Origin of the sequence: Aeromonas sp. FDAARGOS 1410 (assembly GCF_019048745.1) — a bacterium.
Classification (GTDB): Bacteria; Pseudomonadota; Gammaproteobacteria; order Enterobacterales; family Aeromonadaceae; genus Aeromonas; species Aeromonas jandaei.
In genome coordinates this window covers 1,425,337-1,444,724 of record NZ_CP077401.1, presented here as the reverse complement: position 1 = coordinate 1,444,724, position 19,388 = coordinate 1,425,337, and the positions used below count along the sequence as shown (strand labels likewise).

Here is a 19,388-nt window from a genome sequence, read left to right as displayed (position 1 = left end):
CCCTCTGTGCCCGGCTGGCTGGAGTCACCGAAACCACCCCATGAAGTTTCCTTTATTTTTAAAGTCGTTAGAATCGGGGGCCATCAAGGCTCCCGATTGCCATCCACGGAGGAAAAATGCAGGACTTTATGGCTACCAGCGAACGCCGGGCCGAACTCTACTGGTGGTTCTCCACCCTGTTCGCCGCTGAACTCAGTGATGAGCAGATCGCCGAATATGACACCTATGATGTGCGAAGCTTCCTGAAAAGCCTCTCGACCCTGGATCCGATGCGCGAAGCCGTGGCCGAACTCAATGATGCCATCGCCCGCCTGCTGGTGCGCCCGGCTCGCCAACAGGAACTCGCCGCCGACTTCGCCGGGCTGTTTCTGGTGGATCCCAAGCAGGGTGCCCTGCCCTACGAGTCTCTCTACCGTGGCGAGGCCAAGTTGCTGATGCAAGCCCCGATGGCCGAGATGCAGGCCCGCCTCGATCGCCTCGGCATCAATGTCAGCGACAAATACAAAGTGCCTGCCGACCATCTCGCCATCGAGCTGGATCTGATGGGCAATCTCATCATCCGCGCGGCAGAAGCGAAGAGTGCAGCCGAGCGGGAAAACTGGCTCGACGAACAGGAAGAGCTGCTGCACGGCCACCTGCTGGGCTGGTTCGACAAGTTCGAGAGTGCCTGTCGCGCCGCCGACCAGTTTGGCTTTTACGGCGCCAGTGCCCGTCTGCTGGGGGTCTTCCTCAAGATGGATGCCAACTACCTGACTCTGGTCAAGCCGGCCCAGGCCAGCTAAGCCGATGAAAACAGCCCTGCTTCTCATTGCATGTTGGCTGTTGGCCCTGATCCCGCAGGATCAGGGCATTACCCCTCTCGTGGCCCTGCTGTTCAATCCAGATCGCGAGCTCTACGGTACTGCCCAGCTCACCGGCTTTGCCGGCATCCTGCTGACCCTCTACCTCTCCAACCTCGGCGTCGAAGTGGTGCTGCGCCGCCGCTTCCAGATCGCTGGCATGCTGGCCCTGCAGGCCGCCTGGATTGACTTCATCCAGAGCAGCGGCAGCAGTGCCCACTGGCTGCAACTCTATGCGCTGGCCCTGCCCTTCCACCTGCTAGGCTGGCTGGTGTTTGTGCGCGGCGTTCAGGCCTTTGGCCGCCAGAAGGGATAAACCTTTTTCTTTCAATAACCTGCCTCTATTTCTATCAATCCCCTTGCTCGTTGTATGGCTGTAACTATCTCGCCTGGCTCCCCGTCAGAGAGTTCGTGCCATACTCAAAGACGATCTTAATGACGGATAAGTCAATGCCGGGGCCATCATGGACAGAAAACCTCTCAGCAACGATACCGATGCTCTCATGACACAGCTCTCCGATCACTCGGTACTGGAGCAGCTCATGGGCACTGCACCGCTGGGCATCGGCGTGTTCGATCGGGAGTTTCGCTATCGCAAGGTCAATCAGGTGCTGGCTGACATCAATGGCAAAACCATCGAGGAGCATCAGGGCAAACACCTGCGGGAGGTTGTTCCGAAACTGGCACCGACTCTGGAACCCATGTTTCAGCAGATCATGCGCAGCGGCATTCCCTACGTCGATATCGCCATTACCGGCCAGACTGCAGCTCACGACAGCAACTATCGTCGCTGGCAGGCCACTTACAGCCCGATGCGCGATGAGCAAGGAGAGCTGAGCGGCATTCTCGCCATTGTGCGTGACATCACCGAGCAGTATGAAACCGAGCAGCGGCTGCAACTGGCGATGCGAGCAGCCCAGATAGGAGTGTGGGAGTGGCATGTAGAGGAAGATCGCATGCTGTTCGACGGTCAGATAGAGCCTCTGCTCGGTATTCCGGCCAACCGCTTTCGCGGGGGTTTGCAGACATTTGTCGACTGTTTTGAACCGGAATCTGCGCGCCAGCTCAAGTCGGCCCTGCTGGGGCGGGAGCCCATCCACCTCACTCTGAGTTATCTAACCCCTCTGCAGGAGCGTCACTGGGTCGATATTCATGCCGACCATGTGCCCGCCACCGAGTCGGTCGGTCAGCGAGTAATGGGCGTGATCCACAATGCCACTGCCCGTCGTCGCCAGGAGGAGCGGCTTCATCAGGCCAACGTGGTGTTCGATACCACGGCTGAGGGGATCATCATCCTCGACAGCGAACAGCGTATCATCTCGGTCAACCCGGCCTTTACCATGCTGACCCAGTATGATGCCGAGGAAGTGACGGGACGAACGCCAGACATCATCATGCACCCAAGGCGCTACATGGAGCATGACTATCCCTGGCATAACCTGCGTCCCGGCAACCACGCCTGGCATGGCGAGATGGTCTGCCTGCGCAAGGATGGCAGCTACTTCTCCTCCTGGCAGCAGATCAGCGCCGTCTACGACAGTTTCAACAACACGACGCATTATGTGATTGCCCTCTCCGACATCAGTGCTATCCGCAAGGTAGAGGCCGAACTGAACCACCTTGCCTATCACGATACGCTGACCGAACTTGGCAACCGCCATCTGCTGCAAGAGCGGCTGGCCCTTGAACTCAAAACAGCGCAACTCAATCACACTCGCCTCGGGCTGCTTTTCATCGATCTTGATGGCTTCAAGCTGATAAACGATAGCTTGGGCCATGGGGTCGGCGATCAACTGCTCAAGCGGCTGGCCGAACGGATCAATGGCTGCCTTCAGCAAAACGATCTGGCGACCCGACTGGGGGGTGATGAATTTCTGGTGCTCATTCCCTATCTGGAACATCCCGACGAGCTGTCTGCTCTGGCCAATACGCTGCTCGCCGTGCTGCGCGAGCCGGTAGAGCTGGATCATGAACTGGTCGCCATTTCAGCCAGTATCGGCATTGCCATGTATCCGGATCATGCCGAAACCCCGGAAAATCTGGTCAGCGCGGCAGACAGCGCCATGTATGAAGCCAAAAGCCAGGGGCGCAACGGTTATCAGTTTTACACCCCGAGCATGGCGGCGCGGGCCCGTGAACGGATGCAGATTGAACAGGGGTTGCTCAAAGCGATGGAGCTGGAACAGCTCTGTATCTTCTATCAACCCATGACCGATCTGAACGATGGTCACCTGAGTGGTCTGGAGGCCCTGCTACGCTGGCAACACCCGAATGAAGGGATGATCAACCCGGCCCGTTTTATTCCGGTTGCAGAGGAGTGCGGCCTCATCGAAAAAATTGGCGAGTGGGTGATGCGCCATGCCTGCGAGCAAGGCCAGGCTTGGCTGGCCGCCGGCCTGCCAGTCCCCCGGATGTCGGTCAACGTATCAGTGCGGGAGATGCGCTCTCCCGGCTATGTGGAGCGGGTAGCGGCAATTCTGAGCGAAACGGGATTTCCGCCACAGCGGCTGGAGATCGAGGTAACAGAGAGCATTATCCAGCGGGTCGAACAGAGTCTGGATCTCTTCACCCGCCTGAAAAGCCTCGGCGTGCAGATTGCCATCGACGACTTTGGTACGGGCTTCTCGTCACTGAGTTTGCTGAAAACCCTGCCCATCGATCGCATCAAGATCGACCGGGCTTTCGTACAGGCCTTGCCGGAGGACAAAAATAGCCGGGAACTCTGCCGCACCATCATCAATCTGGCCGACAGCCTGGATATGGAGGTCACCGCCGAGGGGATCGAGACGCGGGCCCAGTATACCTTCCTGCAATCACTCAACTGCGGCGAGGGACAGGGCTATCTGTTCAGCAAACCGCTGCACGTCAACCATATGGGTGATCACCTGCATCAGCGCATGCACTCATAGTGGCAGACAGTCATTATCACCAACCGGGAGGCATCCGCCTCCTGGCTGCCAACCGGATTACCACTCAATCTGCAAGCGGGACTCCCAACCATCATCACGGTCATTGAGCATGCGTGTCAGCGGTGATTCGCCAGCATAACGGGGGGCAGGTTCACTGAAGGTGAGTCTGGTGCCGGGATCTTTGGCCTGCCATGCATGACCAAGCTGATCGGCCACCCGATCCCGCAGCGCAGGTGAAGCCTCCTGATGGGTGATCTCGAACTCTTTCAGTGGTTCGCCAGCAGGAACTGGCGCATCAAACTGCCAGAGGGATGCACAGAGCAACAGGGAAAACATGACGACCTCCAATTAATCAACCAGCCCCTTTTTACCGACGCGTCGATTAATTGTCATCGACTTCCCTGTAACCAAATATTGCCGTCTATCCAAAAGTCTAATTGCCCCCACCCGCCAAAGGTATAAGTTGTTACTTAATCATTAAAAGAATGTATTCAAAGGAGTGAGTGATGAGCGAGAGCAAGGTCTACCCGGTCAAACCCCATATCAGCAACAGTGCCCTGCTCGACAAGGGCGACTACGACGCCATGTATCAGGCCTCCGTCGAGGATCCCGATACCTTCTGGGGTGAACAGGGCAAAATCCTCGACTGGATAAAACCCTACACCAGGGTCAAAAACACCTCCTACGATCCGGGCCATGTCTCCATCAAATGGTTTGAAGATGGCCAGCTCAACGTCTCCGCCAACTGCCTCGATCGCCACTTGGCAGAGCGTGGCGACAAGGTCGCCATCATCTGGGAAGGGGACAATCCGGCCGAAGATCGCAAACTCACCTACCGCGAGCTGCACGCCGAAGTGTGCAAGTTTGCCAACGTCTTGAAAGCCCAAGGGGTCCATCGCGGTGACGTGGTCTGCCTCTATATGCCCATGGTGCCCGAGGCCGCCATCGCCATGCTGGCCTGTACCCGCATCGGCGCGGTACACAGCATCGTCTTTGGCGGCTTCTCGCCGGAAGCGCTGGCCGGCCGCATCATCGACTCCGGCTCCCGCATCGTCATCACCGCTGACGAGGGGCTGCGCGGTGGTCGCGCCGTGCCGCTCAAAAAAAATGTGGACGAAGCGCTTACCAACCCGGATACCCAGGTCAGCAAGGTGATCGTGCTCAAGCGCACCGGTGGCAATGTTGCCTGGCACAACCATCGCGATGTGTGGTGGCACGAAGCGACCGCCGCCGTCAGCAGTGACTGCCCGCCGGAGGCGATGAACGCCGAAGATCCGCTCTTTATCCTCTATACCTCCGGCTCAACCGGCAAACCCAAGGGGGTGCTGCATACCACCGGCGGTTATCTGGTCTATGCCACTCTCACCTTCAAATATGTGTTCGACTATCACGAAGAGGACATCTACTGGTGTACCGCCGATGTGGGCTGGGTCACCGGTCACTCCTATCTGGTCTACGGGCCGCTTGCCAACGGTGCCACCACCATCATGTTCGAAGGGGTGCCCAACTACCCGGCGACCAACCGCATGAGTCAGGTGGTGGACAAACACCAGGTTACCATTCTCTATACTGCCCCGACCGCCATCCGCGCCCTGATGGCCAAAGGCACCGAGGCCGTGACCGGCACCTCGCGCCAGAGCCTGCGCATCATGGGCTCGGTAGGTGAGCCCATCAACCCGGAAGCCTGGGAGTGGTACTACCGCACCATAGGCGATGAGCGCTGCCCCATCGTCGATACCTGGTGGCAGACCGAAACCGGCGGCATCCTGATCACCCCGCTACCCGGTGTGACCGACCTCAAGCCGGGTTCAGCCACCAAGCCATTCTTCGGCGTACAGCCGGCGCTGCTCGACAATATGGGCGAGCCGCTGGAAGGAGCCACCGAGGGCAATCTGGTGATCACCGACTCCTGGCCGGGTCAGATGCGCACCGTGTTCGGTGATCACGAGCGCTTCGAGCAGACCTACTTCTCCACCTTCCCCGGCCGCTACTTCACTGGCGACGGTGCCCGTCGCGATGCCGATGGCTACTACTGGATCACCGGACGGGTGGATGATGTACTGAACGTCTCCGGCCATCGCATGGGTACCGCCGAAATCGAATCGGCGCTGGTTGCCCATCCCAAGATCGCCGAAGCGGCGGTGGTGGGGGTGCCGCACGAGATCAAGGGTCAGGGTATCTATGCCTATGTCACCCTGATTGCCGGCGAGGAGCCGAGCCGCGAGCTGCATAAAGAGGTAAAGGAGTGGGTACGCAAGGAGATCGGCGCCATCGCTACCCCGGACGTGATCCACTGGGCCGAGGGGCTGCCAAAAACCCGTTCCGGCAAGATCATGCGGCGAATCCTGCGCAAGATCGCCACCGGCGAGACCGACAGTCTGGGGGATATCTCCACCTTGGCGGATCCGGGAGTGGTGGACAAGCTGATCCGCGAGAAGTCGGAAGCGGCCTGATCCCTCTGCCAACTCACTTGCAAAGCCGGCCTTGTGCCGGCTTTGTTGTTTTCGGAACTGTGCAAACAGCCTGCATCACCGGAACCTCGCTCCCGGCGCGAGAAAGCTCAATAAATAGGCAGATGTAGAGATTAGACCAGTAAAATGCTGCTAATTTTCACGAAATCAATATAATTGCGAAATCTGTGTGCCAGGGCACACCGATTTGCGCAGAAAATGGCTAGATTTCTGGTAGTCCACAAGATAGCTGATAGATAGCAGCATTATCATCGAGGATGTACTCAATATGTCGCAAAATCACCGCATTCTCCTGCTCAACGGACCGAATCTGAATCTGCTGGGCAAGCGGGAACCGGGTATCTACGGCAGCAAGACGCTTGATGAGATCGTCGCCGATCTGACGCTCAACGCCAGCGAACTCGGTGTAACTCTGGAACATCTGCAATCCAACGCCGAACACGAATTGATCAGCCGCATCCATCAGGCCATGGGCCAGGTGGATTTTATCATCATCAATCCGGCCGCCTTCACCCACACCAGCGTCGCCATCCGCGATGCACTGCTGGGTGTCGCCATCCCCTTTATCGAAGTGCACCTGTCAAACGTCCATGCCAGGGAGCCGTTCCGTCATCACTCCTATCTGTCTGATGTCGCCAAAGGGGTCATTTGTGGTCTGGGGGCCGATGGCTACCAATTCGCTTTAACCGCGGCCGTGCGCCATCTGCGCGCGGCTTGATAATCACTGATCAGATAAAGAAGAAAGAGAATGCTAATGGATATCCGCAAAATCAAGAAGCTGATTGAACTGGTTGAAGAGTCCGGCATCGCCGAACTGGAGATCTCCGAAGGTGAAGAGTCCGTTCGCATCAGCCGCAACTTCGCAGGTCAGGTTACTGCCGCACCGCAGATGATCATGCCGCAGGCTGCTGCTCCGGTTGCCGCCCCTGTTGCTGCTGCTCCGGCTGCCGCTGCACCGGCCGCAGATGCCACCCCGAGCGGTCACCTGATGCGCTCCCCGATGGTCGGCTCCTTCTACCGCTCCTCCAGCCCGGATGCCAAGCCGTTCGCGGAAGTGGGTCAGCAAGTCAATGTCGGCGACACCCTGTGCATCGTCGAAGCCATGAAAATGATGAACCAAATCGAGTCTGACAAGGCCGGTGTGATCAAAGCGATCCTGGTTGAAAATGGTCAGGCCGTCGAATTCGACGAGCCGCTGTTCATCATCGAATAAGGGATATCGCCACCCATGTTGGATAAAGTAGTCATCGCCAACCGCGGTGAAATTGCCCTGCGGATCCTGCGCGCCTGTAAAGAGCTCGGGATCAAGACAGTGGCCGTTCACTCCACCGCCGACCGGGAGCTCATCCATGTGCTGCTGGCCGACGAATCCATCTGTATCGGCAAGCCGGCCAGTACTGACTCCTACCTCAACGTGCCGGCGATCATCGCTGCGGCCGAGGTAACCGGTGCCGTTGCCATCCACCCGGGTTACGGCTTCCTCTCCGAGAACGCCGACTTCGCCGACATGGTCGAGAAGTCCGGTTTCGTCTTCATCGGCCCGCGCGCCGAGACCATTCGCCTGATGGGTGACAAGGTCTCCGCCATCGAGGCGATGAAGAAGGCTGGTGTACCTTGCGTACCGGGCTCTGACGGCCCCGTCGACAACGACGCCAAACGCAATGCAGCCATTGCCAAGCGCATCGGCTATCCGGTGATCATCAAGGCCGCCGGTGGCGGTGGTGGTCGCGGCATGCGCGTAGTACGCAACGAAGCGGAACTGGCGGGCGCCATCGCGCTGACCAAATCCGAAGCGGGCCAGTTCTTCAAAAACGACATGGTCTACATGGAGAAGTACCTGGAGAATCCGCGCCACATCGAGATCCAGGTGCTGGCTGACGGTCAGGGCAATGCCATCTATCTGGGTGAGCGCGACTGCTCCATGCAGCGACGTCACCAGAAAGTGGTGGAAGAGGCACCGGCTCCGGGCATCACCGCCGAGATGCGCAAGTTCATCGGCGAGCGCTGCGTACGCGCCTGTATCGAGATCGGTTACCGCGGTGCGGGCACCTTCGAGTTCCTCTACGAAAACGGCGAGTTCTACTTCATCGAGATGAACACCCGTATCCAGGTGGAGCATCCGGTGACCGAGATGGTCACTGGTGTCGATCTGATCAAGGAGCAGCTGCGCATCGCCGCTGGCCAGCCCCTGTCGATCACCCAGCAGGATATCCGCATCCATGGCCACGCCATCGAGTGCCGGATCAACGCCGAAGACCCGGCTACTTTCATGCCCTCTCCGGGCCTGATCAAGAGTTTCCACGTTCCGGGTGGTCTGGGCGTGCGTTGGGACTCCCACATCTATGCCGGCTACAAGGTTCCGCCCCACTACGATTCGATGATCGGCAAGCTGATCTGCTACGGCGAGAATCGTGACATCGCCATCGCCCGCATGCGCCATGCGCTGGACGAACTGGTGGTCGAGGGCATCAAGACCAACGTGCCGCTGCAAAAAGAGATCATGAAAGACGAAAACTTCCAGCACGGTGGTACCAATATCCACTACCTGCACAAGAAGCTGGGTCTGTAAAATCTCGCAGGCAGAACAATCACTTCCGGCCGGATAGCAGCCCGCTGCTTATCCGCAATCCAGCCGGGAGGCGGCTTCGCAAGAAGCCTCTGCTGAAAAAGGGCCATGGCGACATGGCCCTTTTTTGTTATCCTTGCGCCCCTCAAATTTGTCGGAGGCCAAGGTGAACCGTTTCGCTCTCGCCCGCCGGGAAGCCGCTTTTTGTCTGCTGCTGACCCTGCTCTACTTCTTTGCCTGGTATGGCACCGCCTATTTCATCCCAGTCCATCTGGAGCTGTGGGACATCCCGCTCTGGTTCCTGCTCAGCTGCATGGTGATGCCACTCATCTTCATCATCCTCTGCGCCCTGATGGTCAATCGCCTCTTCGTGGATATCCCGCTCGATACCCACGCCAGCCCGCAGAAGGAGCCCACCCGTGAATCTTGAGTTGATGCTGCCGCTCTTCATCTATCTGGTGCTGGTGCTGGGGGTCGGTTTCTGGGCCAGCCGCCACCGCGCCGGCGGCAACTTCGTGCAGGAGTACTTCATCGGCAACCGCAGCATGGGTGGGCTGGTGCTGGCGATGACCCTGGTGGCGACCTACACCTCGGCTTCCTCGTTCATCGGCGGGCCGGGCGCGGCCTACAAGATTGGCCTGGGCTGGGTGTTGCTGGCGATGATCCAGCTGCCCACCGTCTGGCTGACTCTGGGGGTATTGGGCAAGAAGTTCGCCATCATCGCCCGCCGGGTCAATGCGGTGACCATCAACGACATGCTGTGGGCCCGCTACCAGAGCAAGGCGGTGGTGGTGCTAGGCTCGGTCACCATCATCCTCGCCTTTATCGCCACTATGGTGGTGCAGTTTATCGGTGGCGCCCGTCTGCTGGAGACCGCCACCGGTCTCTCCTACCAGCAGGGGCTGATGCTGTTTGCCAGCTGCGTGCTGCTCTACACCATCATCGGCGGTTTTCGCGCCGTGGTGATGACCGATGCCCTGCAGGGGATCATCATGCTGATCGGCACCGGTGCGCTGCTGGCGGGGATTCTGGTCGCTGGTGATGGTCTGCCAAACCTTATCCACCAGCTCAAGGTGATCGATCCTAAACTGGTGAGCCCACAGGGGGCCGGCGACATGCTGACCCAGCCCTTCATGCTGAGTTTCTGGATCCTGGTCTGTGTCGGAGTGGTAGGGCTGCCCCACTCGGCGCTGCGCTGCTTTGGCTATCGCGACAGCAAGGCGCTCCATCGCGGCATTCTGATCGGTACGGTGGTGAGTGCTCTGCTGATGTTCGGCATGCATCTGGCCGGCGCTCTGGGGCGCGCCATCCTGCCCGGCATGGACAGTCCGGACAAGATCATGCCCTCCCTGATGATGGAAGTGCTGCCTCCCTGGCTGGCCGGGGTCTTTCTGGCGGCGCCGATGGCGGCCATCATGTCCACCATCGACTCCCAACTTATCCAGGCCTCTGCCACTCTGGTCAAGGATCTCTACCTCAACTATCTCAATCCGAAACAGGAGAAGCTGGAGGTGCGCATTCCGCGCCTCTCCCTGCTCTGTACCCTGATCCTCGGCACCCTGGTGCTGCTCGCGGCACTGCAACCGCCCGAGATGATCATCTGGCTCAACCTGCTCGCCTTTGGTGGCTTGCAGGCGGTATTCCTCTGGCCGCTGGTGCTCGGCCTCTACTGGTCGCGGGCCAACGGCCCCGGCGCACTGGCCAGCATGGTCAGCGGCATCGTCAGTTATGGGGTTCTGAGTCAGTGGGAGATCAAGCTGGCCGGCCTGCACGCCATCGTGCCGAGCCTCGCGCTGGCACTGGTGATTTTCGTGGTGGTCAGCCTGTTCACCGCCCCCCCCACGCGGGAAGTAAGAGCCCTTTTCGAGTAGCAATAACAAAAAGATAAATAAAGGGTTCCAAAACTATCCCCAAATGGGTGGTTTCCGGTTAAACTGTGCGCCAAGTCACAAAAGATTGCCGCAGTATGCCCGTTAAAGCCACTCGACAACTGATTACCCACTCCCTGCAGCGGCTCGGTTATGCCTTGCTGCTGCCGGTCTCCATCCTGCCGATGGCGGCCCTCATCTATCGGCTGGGGCAGCCGGATGTACTGGATCTGGCGGTACTCTCCCTCACCGGGCAGGCGATCTTCAGCCAGATGCCGCTTATCTATGCGGTGGCCATCGCCTTTGGTCTGAGCCGGCAAGAGCTGGGCGGACAAACGCTGGCGGGAGCGGTCAACTTTCTGCTGCTCAGCACGGCGTTCAACACGCTGGCGCCCAACCTGCACGCCGATATGATCTGCGGTCTGCTGGCGGGGCTTACCACCGCGATTGTCTACCCCTGGGTGCATCAGCAAAAGCTGCCCGGCTGGCTGCAGATGGCCAGAGGGGAGTTTCCCAGCGTGCTGGCTTCGGCGCTGGTCTGCCTGCTGCTCGCGATTCCCCTCTCGCTACTCTGGCCACCGCTGGAGCGCGGCTTGACCCTACTCACCTCGGATCTGCTCACCACCCCCTTCGGCGCCTTCTGTTTTGGCACCCTCAACCGTCTGCTCATTCCGCTCGGCCTGCATCAGGTGCTGGGCAGCGTGGTAGGCCTTGGCGAGAGCAACCTGCAGGCACTGGCTGCCGCCCAGCCGCTGCACGAGGGGTATATGGCCGGCCTCTACCCCATCATCATGTTCGGCCTGCCGGGCGCCTGCTTCGCCATCTGGCTGCACCGCCAGCGGATGCAACGGCTGCCGCAGGGGGGCTTGCTGCTTACTCTGGCGCTCACCTCGGCACTGGTGGGGATCACCGAGCCCATCGAGTTTCTGTTCGCCTTCACCGCCCCCTGGCTGTTTCTGGCTCACGCCCTGATGACGGGGCTCTCGCTCGCCGTTTGCAGCGCGCTCGGCATCAAGGTGGGCAGCTACTTCTCCGCCGGCCTGCTGGATCTGGTATTGAGCTATCAGGCGGGGGAGCACAGTTTCTGGATCATTCCGGTCGGTATCCTGTTCTTCGTCGCCTACACCCTGCTCTTTTATCAGCTGCTGGAGCGCGCCCCCCTCAGCATGCCGAGCAAGCCCATCGCCAAGGAGCACCCGCGCCTTGCGAGCGTGGTACCCACCGACCCGCAGATGCTGGCGATCCAGTACCTCAAGGTATTGGGCGGCATGGACAACCTGCAGGCGATGAGCGTCTGTCTGACCCGTCTAAGCCTGCGAGTGCGCGACATCAGCCGGGTCGATCAATCCCGCTTGCTGGAGCTGGGCTGCCTCTCCTGGATCGTGCTCAACGACCACCAGCTGGTACTGGTGCTGGGTCCCAGCGCAGGGCTTATCGAGGGGCAGATCCGCATGCTGGCAGAGCGCCAGTCAGTGCCGCTTGGTCTCAAGCCCAATCAGGAGTCGGCCAGCCAGAGCAGCTGGTAACAACTCAGGCAAACGGCAGCCGTTCGGCCACAAAGTCCATCAGGGTTCGCAAGGCGGGAGCAAGATGCTCCCGGCTCGGATAGATGAGATAGAAGGGGTTGGGCGGCACGGCGAGCTCCGGCAGCACCTTCTGCAAACGGCCACTCGCCAGATCCCCCTCGCAGACATGATGGGGCAGCAAGGCAATCCCCCCTTCGTTGATCGCCAACTCCCGCAGCGCCAGCAGGCTGTTGCTGATGCAGGCTCCCTGCGGCCGCCAGCCTCCCTCCTGCAGCGGCCAGAGCGGCAGCGCCGAATGCACCAGACAGGCGTATCGTCCCAGATCGCTCAATTGCTGCGGCATGCCGTGGGCCGCCAGATAGGCGGGTGCCGCCACCAGATGGCGCGGCACCTGACCGATACGCCGGCAGATCAGGCTGGAGTCTTTCAGCGGCGCTGCCCTCAGCGCCAGATCGTAACCCTCGCCCACCAGATCAAGCTGTTCATCGCTCAGGGTCAGCTCCAGTACCACCTCGGGGTAAAGCGCACGAAACTCGGCCAGGATCCGGCCAAGCAGCAGGGTACCGGTCGCCTCGGGGGCGGTGATCCGCACCCGACCTGCCGGGGCCGAGCGCAACCTTGCCATCGCCAGATTGGCGCTGCGAGCCAGCGTCAGCAGCCCCTGACAATGCTCCACATAGACCTCCCCCTGCGGGGTCAGGCTCAACCTGCGGGTGGTGCGCTGCAGCAACCGCACGCCGAGCTGAGCTTCGAGTCGCGAGATCTTCTGGCTTACCGACGATTTCGGCATCCCCATCAGCTCGGCCGCCCGGGTAAAGCTCCCCTGCTCCACCACGGTGGCAAACAGTCCCATCAACTCCAGATCGACATTGTTCATATATTCAAACAGTCTTTACCAATTACCCATCTTAATCAGGATAATTAACCAGACTAGAGTGAGTGGCAATCCCGAACACACCGATTTGAAAGGAACAACCATGAAAGCCATTGCCCTGACTCACTATCTGCCGAGCGACCATCCCGACTGCTTTATCGCCGCCGAGCTGCCCGACCCCACGCCGGGCCCGCGGGATCTGCTGGTGCGGGTCAACGCCACCTCTATCAATCCGGTCGACACCAAGGTGCGCGCCCCCAAAGCCAAGGTCGAAAACAGTCCGCGCGTGCTGGGTTGGGATGCGGTCGGTGAAGTGATCGCCACCGGCAGCGAAGTCACCCTGTTCAAAACGGGCGACCGGGTCTGGTATGCCGGCGACATCAGCCGCCCCGGCAGCAACAGCGCCCTGCAACTGGTGGATGAGCGCATCGCCGCCCTCGCCCCTGCCAGTCTGAGCGACGTGGAGGCAGCCGCTCTGCCGCTGACCGCCATCACCGCCTGGGAGACCCTGTTCGACCGCTTTGGCCTCACCCGCGAGAGCCGTGGCAAGCTGCTGATCATTGGCGGCGCCGGTGGCGTGGGTTCCATCGCCATCCAGCTGGCTCGCCAGCTCACCGGTATGGAGGTGATAGCTACCGCTTCCCGCCCCGAAACCCGTGAGTGGTGCCTCGAGATGGGCGCCCATCAGGTAGTGAACCATCACAAGCTGCAGGAGGAGTTGACCGCCCTTGGCATTACTCAGGTCGATGCCATCTTCTGCACCAATGCCACCGCCGAGCACTGGGCAACCATGGCGGGGTTGATCCGCCCGTTTGGCCATATCTGCACCATCGCCGAGTCCAAAGAGCCCTGGGATCTCTCCCTGCTCAAGAGCAAGAGCGTGACCTTCAGCCAGGAGTTCATGTTCACCCGATCCCTGTTCCAGACCTCGGACATGATCGAACAGCACAAGCTGCTGACACAGGTTGCCACTCTGGTTGATCAGGGCGTACTGCAGAGCACCCTGACCAAAACCCTGCCAGCCCTGACCCCGACCTCACTGGCACAGGCCCATGCCGAGGTAGAGGCAGGCCGCATGGTGGGCAAGCTGGTGATCGACATGAGCGGCTTCTCCCGCTAATCCCTTGTGGGTAATTGCTGCACCATAGTGGTGTGAACTCACCAGTGCCACGCCCCAACAGGGGACGCAGCAACCAGAGAGCCAGACAATCACCACGCAGAACCTCCATAAAAGCCCCATAAAAGAGGGCCATCCCACCGGGATGGCCCTAAATACCTGAACATTGGGGTAACAATCACACACATATCCTTCAGCAGGACATCAGACTTTTGCAGCTGACGTGCCAACTATGCCGGTTGCCTTGCAACTTCCCATCTTTGAGCCAAAAAAATGCCACCTGACGGTGGCAGTGAAAAATGACGGAACTTGAGCAAAGCGTTCGGCGAAAACCGGTCATCTTCGCCGCTACAGAGCAATACAGAAACCGTGCCAATTCGGCAAAGTCTCCTCATGACACCGCCATCGCCCGCTCCGTACGGGCAAACCACGACAGCACACGCCCATGATGATAGAATCGCGCGGTTTCACATTTATGAAGAGTCGACGCCATGCCCTGGATACAAATTCGAATCAACGCCACTGCCAAGACCGCAGACAAGATGAGCAACATGCTGCTGGGGCGTGGTGCCCAGGCGGTGACCTTTATGGATGCCAAGGATGTGCCCGTCTATGAACCCATGCCCGGTGAAACCCCGCTCTGGGGCGAGACCGAAGTAATGGGTCTGTTCGATGCCGAAACCGATCCGGCCCCCACCATCGCCTTCTTCCAGCAGATCTTCGGCGAAAACGTCGGCTACAAGGTCGAGCAGCTGGAAGACAAGGATTGGGTGCGCGAGTGGATGGATCACTTCCACCCCATGCAGTTTGGCGAGCGCCTCTGGATCTGCCCGAGCTGGCGCGATGTACCGAACCCCGATGCGGTCAACGTGATGCTGGATCCGGGTCTGGCCTTCGGTACCGGTACCCACCCCACCACAGCGCTCTGCCTGCAGTGGCTGGACGGGCTGGATCTGGCCGGTAAAACCGTGGTCGACTTTGGCTGCGGCTCCGGCATCCTCGGCATCGCCGCCCTGAAACTGGGTGCTGCCCGCGTTATCGGTATCGATATCGACCCGCAGGCGATTCAGGCCAGCCGCGACAACGCCGCGCGCAACGGCGTTGCCGACCAGATCGAACTCTATCTCCCGGCCGACCAGCCGCAAGATGTCGAAGCGGACGTGGTAGTCGCCAACATTCTGGCCGGCCCGCTGCGCGAACTGGCGCCGCTGATCGCCGGCCACGGCAAAGCGGGCAGCCTGATGGCCCTCTCCGGCGTGCTGGAAAGCCAGGCTCCAGAGCTGGAAACCATCTACGGCCAGTGGTTCGAGATGGACCCGACCGCCGTCAAGGAGGAGTGGTGCCGCCTCTCCGGCCGCAAGCACGGCTAAGCGTCAGCTTTGGCGACAACCTCATACCATCAGGGCTCCCGTTCGGGGGCCCTGATTCTTTCCGGCAAACCATTCTCACCAGGTCCCCACTCTGGGAAGCTCTTCACGCTTCATTGCTCCACAACGCTTTACCATCTCCTATCCAACCGTAAGGAGGCTCCATGAACGAATATCAGAAGATGATCAGCAGCCAGCCCTATAACTGCATCGACCCAGAATTGATAGCGATACGGCGCGAGGCGGCGGCACGCTACCGCCGTTTCAATCGGGCAGAGGAAGAGGATGCACAGCGGGCACTGTTGCAGGAGCTGGTCGGCGAGCTGGCAGAGGGAGCCTTTATCTGTCCGCCCCTCTACTGCACCTATGGCCGCCACATCCACCTTGGCAAAAACAGCTACATCAACATGGGCGCCACCCTGCTGGACAACGCCCCCATCCGTATCGGGGCCGACGTGATGATCGGGCCAAACGTGCAGATCTATACCGCGGCCCACTCACTGGAGGCCGATGAACGGGTACAAGGGGTCGAGACGGCGCTGCCCATCACCATAGAAGACCGGGTCTGGATCGGTGGTGGGGCCATCCTGCTACCCGGGGTCACCATAGGACGGGAGGCAATTGTCGGTGCAGGAGCCGTGGTCACCAAAGATGTGCCGGCAGGCGCCAGAGTGGCGGGCAATCCAGCCAGGATCCTGCCAGCCAAGAGAGTGGAACGAGCCAGTTGATGCATCACTGCAACCATGCTCTGCCCGTGTCAGCGGGCTCATAACCCCATAAAAAATAAAGCCCAATGTCACGAAGACGTTGGGCTGTTTAAAAAGGTGCTACGGAATTGCGACTCTCATCGCAGAAAAATTAGAAGGAGTGCCCTTCTAAACTGGCAAGAGGGATATTAATAGACGCGAAAACGTTTTACATAGCGAAATACACCAGGATTGAGAGGTGTATCTCACTATTTAAATAATTACCTGCTACGCTTCGCCGACCCCCTTGGAGCCGTTTATTTTCTCCCACCACTCTGGTTACTATTCACGGTTAAACAAAAAGCCCCTACACTGAGGGGCTTTCTCTTTTTGACTATTTACCGAGCAACCTAGAAGTGGCGGACAAACTGCTCGATAGGCAGTTCACGCAGCTTGCGCGCTTCCAGCATGGGGGTGCCGAGGTAGAGGAAGCCCACCAGCTGATCTTCCGCCGCCAGTCCCAGCCCCTTGTTGATCTGCTCGTCGAAGATGAACCAGCCGGAGCGCCAGATGCCGTTGAAACCCTGCGCCTGTGCCGCCATCTGCATCGCCATCACGGCGCAACCGGCAGAAAGCTCCTGCTCCAGCTTCGGCACTTTGGGGTGCTCCTGATAACGGGTTGCCACCGCGATGACCAGCGGTGCCCGCAGCGGCGCCTCGCTGCACTTCTTGATGCTCTCTTCATCCTCGCCACGGGCACGGGCCGCCTCGGCCAGCAGCTTGCCCAGCCGCTCGCGGCCTTCCCCTTCAAACAGAATGAACTGCCAGGGAGTCAGGGTGCCGTGATCCGGCGCGCGCAGCCCCGCCTTCAAAATATTGTCGAGTACCTCGCCAGCAGGAGCGGGATCGGCGAGACGGCCACAGGAGTGGCGGTTGAGCAGCAGGGTGAGGGCATCCATGGGCAATTCCTTCTTGGGCAATGATGGCGCTACCTTAGCACAGCGCCGAATGAAGAAAACCCCTGAGGCTCAGGGGTTTATCTCATTCATGATGGCGGGGAGAGATTAGATGACCGCCGCCAGTTCGGCGCCCTGTCGGATCGCCCGCTTGGCATCCAGCTCGGCAGCCACGTCGGCACCGCCGATGATATGCACTGGCTTGCCAGCGGCCTGCAGACCGGCCTGCAGCTCCTTGAGGGGCTCTTGTCCGGCGCAGATGATCACCTGATCCACCGGCAGACACTGCTGCTTGTCACCCACCTGGATATGAAGCCCGTCGTCATCGATGCGCAGGTACTGCACGCCGGAGAGCATCTGCACCTTGCGGTTCTTGAGCACGGTACGGTGGATCCAGCCGGTGGTCTTGCCAAGGCCGTCGCCGACCTTGCTCTCCTTGCGCTGGAGCAGCCAGATCTGGCGCTCTGGCGCATCGATTTCAGGGGTGGTGAGGCCACCGCGCTCGCCGAGATGCTTGTCGATGCCCCACTCCTTGAGCCAGTGATCACGGTGCCCCTCGGCATCCATCTCCACCTTCTTCTCGACCAGATACTCAGCTACATCGAAACCGATGCCGCCAGCGCCGATCACCGCCACCTTCTGGCCGACCGGTTTGTGATCCCGCAATACATCGAGGTAGTTCAATACCTTGGGATGCTCGATCCCCGGAATATTGGGGGTGCGCGGACGAATACCGGTAGCGAGGATTACCTCGTCAAAACCGCCGCCGAGCAGGCTCTCGGCACTCTGGCGCTGGCCCAGATATAGCTCGACGCCGCACTTCTCCAGCCGCTTGGCGAAATAGCGCAGGGTTTCGTGAAACTCCTCCTTGCCCGGGATCTGCTTGGCGAAGTTGAACTGGCCGCCAATCTCGCTCGCCTGATCGAACAGGCTCACCTGATGACCTCGCTCGGCAGCGTAGCAGGCAAAGGCCAGCCCGGCGGGGCCAGCCCCCACCACCGCCAGCTTCTTGGGCTGTGGCACGCGGCCAAACGTCAATTCGGTCTCGAAACAGGCACGAGGATTGACCAGACAGGAGGCGCGCTTCTGCTTGAAGACGTGGTCGAGGCAGGCCTGATTGCAGGCGATGCAGGTGTTGATCTCGTCCGCCCGGTCCTCGGCGGCCTTGATGACAAATTCAGGATCAGCCAGGAAGGGGCGCGCCATGGAGACCATGTCCGCCTCGCCGCCAGCCAGAATCCGCTCTGCCACCTCCGGGGTGTTAATCCGGTTGGTAGTGATAAGCGGCACCTTGAGATGCTTTTTCAGCTCGGCGGTCACCCAGCTGAAGGCGCCACGCGGCACGCTGGTGGCGATGGTGGGAATACGCGCCTCGTGCCAGCCGATACCGGTGTTGATGAGGGTCACCCCCACCGCTTCCAGCGCTTTGCCAAGGGCAATCACCTCTTCCAGAGTCGACCCCTGCTCCACCAGATCCAGCATGGAGAGGCGGAAGATAATGATGAAGTCAGTGCCGACCCGCTCGCGGATAGCGCGGACAATTTCCACCGGGAAGCGCATCCGCTTCTCGAAGCTGCCACCCCAGCCATCGCTGCGCTGGTTGGTGCGCTCGCAGATGAACTGGTTGATGAGATAGCCTTCCGAACCCATCACCTCGACCCCGTCATAACCGGCCGCCTTGGCCAGCGCTGCGGTGGCAGCGAAGTCGCGGATGGTGCCGCGGATCTGCCGCTCGCTCATGGCGCGCGGCTTGAAGGGGGAGATGGGCGCCTTGAGGGAGCTTGGCGCCAGACTGAACGGATGGTAGGCGTAACGACCGGCATGGAGGATCTGCAGCGCTATCTTGCCCCCCTCCCGATGCACGGCACTGGTCACCTTCTTGTGCTTGCTTACCTGCCAGGGAAAGCTCAGCTGGGAGCCGTGAGGCACCAGCCGTCCACGCAGGTTGGGGGCAATGCCGCCGGTGACGATAAGACCGACGCCACCGCGGGCGCGCTCGGCATAGAAGGCGGCCAGCTTGTCAAAACCGCCTTTCTCCTCTTCTAGGCCAGTGTGCATGGAGCCCATCAAGACGCGGTTGCGCAGCTGGGTGAAGCCGAGATCGAGCGGGGTCAGCAGGGTTGGGTAACGACTCACGACGCCTCCAGTTAATTTTTTGTTATCAAACTGCAACTAGAGTAAAGAATCGAAAATGCTTTTTCAAACAATT

At 59.9% G+C, this 19,388-nt stretch carries 17 protein-coding genes; 13 read left to right on the top strand and 4 right to left on the bottom strand.

Annotation, left to right across the window (positions count from 1 at the left end; genetic code table 11):
* The first annotated feature begins 116 nt into the window (after window positions 1–116).
* The 3 genes from torD to I6L40_RS06965 all read left to right on the top strand — a co-directional run bounded on the left by torD (window position 117) and on the right by I6L40_RS06965 (window position 3,748).
* Window positions 117–782 (top strand): molecular chaperone TorD, encoded by a 666-nt coding sequence (torD, locus tag I6L40_RS06975; protein ID WP_071912381.1) that lies wholly within the window; start codon window positions 117–119, stop codon window positions 780–782.
* A gap of 4 nt (window positions 783–786) precedes the next feature.
* Window positions 787–1,155 (top strand): hypothetical protein, encoded by a 369-nt coding sequence (locus tag I6L40_RS06970; protein WP_071912383.1) that lies wholly within the window; start codon window positions 787–789, stop codon window positions 1,153–1,155.
* A 148-nt stretch (window positions 1,156–1,303) separates the two neighbouring features.
* Window positions 1,304–3,748, top strand: coding sequence for an EAL domain-containing protein (locus I6L40_RS06965; RefSeq protein WP_071912386.1), 2,445 nt, complete (start codon window positions 1,304–1,306; stop codon window positions 3,746–3,748).
* Between the two features lie 57 nt (window positions 3,749–3,805).
* Here I6L40_RS06965 and I6L40_RS06960 read toward each other — a convergent pair whose 3' ends face one another.
* On the bottom strand, window positions 3,806–4,084 hold the full coding sequence (locus tag I6L40_RS06960) for a hypothetical protein (protein ID WP_043850100.1): 279 nt from the start codon (window positions 4,082–4,084) through the stop codon (window positions 3,806–3,808).
* Between the two features lie 170 nt (window positions 4,085–4,254).
* Here I6L40_RS06960 and acs point away from each other — a divergent pair, with 170 nt between their 5' ends.
* The 7 genes from acs to I6L40_RS06925 all read left to right on the top strand — a co-directional run bounded on the left by acs (window position 4,255) and on the right by I6L40_RS06925 (window position 12,179).
* Window positions 4,255–6,201: an acetate--CoA ligase gene (acs, locus tag I6L40_RS06955; protein WP_216995187.1), complete on the top strand. Its 1,947-nt coding sequence runs from the start codon at window positions 4,255–4,257 to the stop codon at window positions 6,199–6,201.
* Window positions 6,202–6,487: 286 nt separating this feature from the next.
* Entirely contained in the window at window positions 6,488–6,937 is a 450-nt protein-coding gene (gene aroQ / locus I6L40_RS06950) for a type II 3-dehydroquinate dehydratase (RefSeq protein WP_041207949.1), read from the top strand.
* 36 nt (window positions 6,938–6,973) lie between these two features.
* On the top strand, window positions 6,974–7,432 hold the full coding sequence (gene accB, locus I6L40_RS06945) for an acetyl-CoA carboxylase biotin carboxyl carrier protein (protein WP_033114124.1): 459 nt from the start codon (window positions 6,974–6,976) through the stop codon (window positions 7,430–7,432).
* A gap of 15 nt (window positions 7,433–7,447) precedes the next feature.
* Window positions 7,448–8,788 carry an acetyl-CoA carboxylase biotin carboxylase subunit gene (gene accC / locus I6L40_RS06940; protein ID WP_033114123.1) on the top strand — a complete coding sequence of 447 codons (1,341 nt, stop codon included), beginning with the start codon at window positions 7,448–7,450 and terminating at the stop codon, window positions 8,786–8,788.
* A 163-nt stretch (window positions 8,789–8,951) separates the two neighbouring features.
* Window positions 8,952–9,215 carry a YhdT family protein gene (locus I6L40_RS06935; RefSeq protein ID WP_043850098.1) on the top strand — a complete coding sequence of 88 codons (264 nt, stop codon included), beginning with the start codon at window positions 8,952–8,954 and terminating at the stop codon, window positions 9,213–9,215.
* Window positions 9,205–10,656, top strand: a complete 1,452-nt coding sequence (gene panF / locus I6L40_RS06930; protein ID WP_216995186.1) for a sodium/pantothenate symporter — start codon at window positions 9,205–9,207, stop codon at window positions 10,654–10,656. Before I6L40_RS06935 ends, panF begins: the two co-directional genes overlap by 11 nt.
* A gap of 95 nt (window positions 10,657–10,751) precedes the next feature.
* A complete protein-coding gene (locus I6L40_RS06925) occupies window positions 10,752–12,179 on the top strand; it encodes a PTS transporter subunit EIIC (RefSeq protein WP_216995185.1) in 1,428 nt (475 codons plus the stop codon).
* A 4-nt stretch (window positions 12,180–12,183) separates the two neighbouring features.
* Here the strand turns inward: I6L40_RS06925 and I6L40_RS06920 are convergent, their stop codons facing one another.
* The gene (locus I6L40_RS06920; RefSeq protein ID WP_033114119.1) at window positions 12,184–13,056 is read right to left on the bottom strand and encodes a LysR family transcriptional regulator; all 873 of its coding nucleotides are present in this window, start codon (window positions 13,054–13,056) and stop codon (window positions 12,184–12,186) included.
* 100 nt (window positions 13,057–13,156) lie between these two features.
* Between I6L40_RS06920 and I6L40_RS06915 the strand changes: the two genes are divergently transcribed.
* The 3 genes from I6L40_RS06915 (at window position 13,157) to I6L40_RS06905 (ending at window position 16,265) form a co-directional block, all read left to right on the top strand.
* A complete protein-coding gene (locus I6L40_RS06915) occupies window positions 13,157–14,173 on the top strand; it encodes a zinc-binding alcohol dehydrogenase family protein (protein ID WP_216995184.1) in 1,017 nt (338 codons plus the stop codon).
* A gap of 488 nt (window positions 14,174–14,661) precedes the next feature.
* A complete protein-coding gene (prmA, locus tag I6L40_RS06910) occupies window positions 14,662–15,540 on the top strand; it encodes a 50S ribosomal protein L11 methyltransferase (protein ID WP_216995183.1) in 879 nt (292 codons plus the stop codon).
* 161 nt (window positions 15,541–15,701) lie between these two features.
* The gene (locus I6L40_RS06905) at window positions 15,702–16,265 is read left to right on the top strand and encodes a sugar O-acetyltransferase (protein WP_201966972.1); all 564 of its coding nucleotides are present in this window, start codon (window positions 15,702–15,704) and stop codon (window positions 16,263–16,265) included.
* 368 nt (window positions 16,266–16,633) lie between these two features.
* On the opposite strand, the gene I6L40_RS06900 is transcribed toward I6L40_RS06905, so the two are convergent.
* Together I6L40_RS06900 and I6L40_RS06895 are read right to left on the bottom strand one after the other, a co-directional pair.
* A complete protein-coding gene (locus I6L40_RS06900; RefSeq protein WP_033114114.1) occupies window positions 16,634–17,182 on the bottom strand; it encodes an NAD(P)H nitroreductase in 549 nt (182 codons plus the stop codon).
* A gap of 105 nt (window positions 17,183–17,287) precedes the next feature.
* Complete coding sequence (locus tag I6L40_RS06895; protein ID WP_216995182.1) at window positions 17,288–19,315, bottom strand: FAD-dependent oxidoreductase; 2,028 nt, start codon at window positions 19,313–19,315, stop codon at window positions 17,288–17,290.
* Window positions 19,316–19,388 lie beyond the last annotated feature (73 nt).

Coding starts and splice junctions, on each gene's coding strand:
- torD (WP_071912381.1), top strand. CDS start 117: ATGCAGGACTTTATGGCTACCAGCGAACGCCGGGCCGAACTCTACTGG.
- I6L40_RS06970 (WP_071912383.1), top strand. CDS start 787: ATGAAAACAGCCCTGCTTCTCATTGCATGTTGGCTGTTGGCCCTGATC.
- I6L40_RS06965 (WP_071912386.1), top strand. CDS start 1,304: ATGGACAGAAAACCTCTCAGCAACGATACCGATGCTCTCATGACACAG.
- I6L40_RS06960 (WP_043850100.1), bottom strand. CDS start 4,084: ATGTTTTCCCTGTTGCTCTGTGCATCCCTCTGGCAGTTTGATGCGCCA.
- acs (WP_216995187.1), top strand. CDS start 4,255: ATGAGCGAGAGCAAGGTCTACCCGGTCAAACCCCATATCAGCAACAGT.
- aroQ (WP_041207949.1), top strand. CDS start 6,488: ATGTCGCAAAATCACCGCATTCTCCTGCTCAACGGACCGAATCTGAAT.
- accB (WP_033114124.1), top strand. CDS start 6,974: ATGGATATCCGCAAAATCAAGAAGCTGATTGAACTGGTTGAAGAGTCC.
- accC (WP_033114123.1), top strand. CDS start 7,448: ATGTTGGATAAAGTAGTCATCGCCAACCGCGGTGAAATTGCCCTGCGG.
- I6L40_RS06925 (WP_216995185.1), top strand. CDS start 10,752: ATGCCCGTTAAAGCCACTCGACAACTGATTACCCACTCCCTGCAGCGG.
- I6L40_RS06920 (WP_033114119.1), bottom strand. CDS start 13,056: ATGAACAATGTCGATCTGGAGTTGATGGGACTGTTTGCCACCGTGGTG.
- I6L40_RS06915 (WP_216995184.1), top strand. CDS start 13,157: ATGAAAGCCATTGCCCTGACTCACTATCTGCCGAGCGACCATCCCGAC.
- prmA (WP_216995183.1), top strand. CDS start 14,662: ATGCCCTGGATACAAATTCGAATCAACGCCACTGCCAAGACCGCAGAC.
- I6L40_RS06905 (WP_201966972.1), top strand. CDS start 15,702: ATGAACGAATATCAGAAGATGATCAGCAGCCAGCCCTATAACTGCATC.
- I6L40_RS06900 (WP_033114114.1), bottom strand. CDS start 17,182: ATGGATGCCCTCACCCTGCTGCTCAACCGCCACTCCTGTGGCCGTCTC.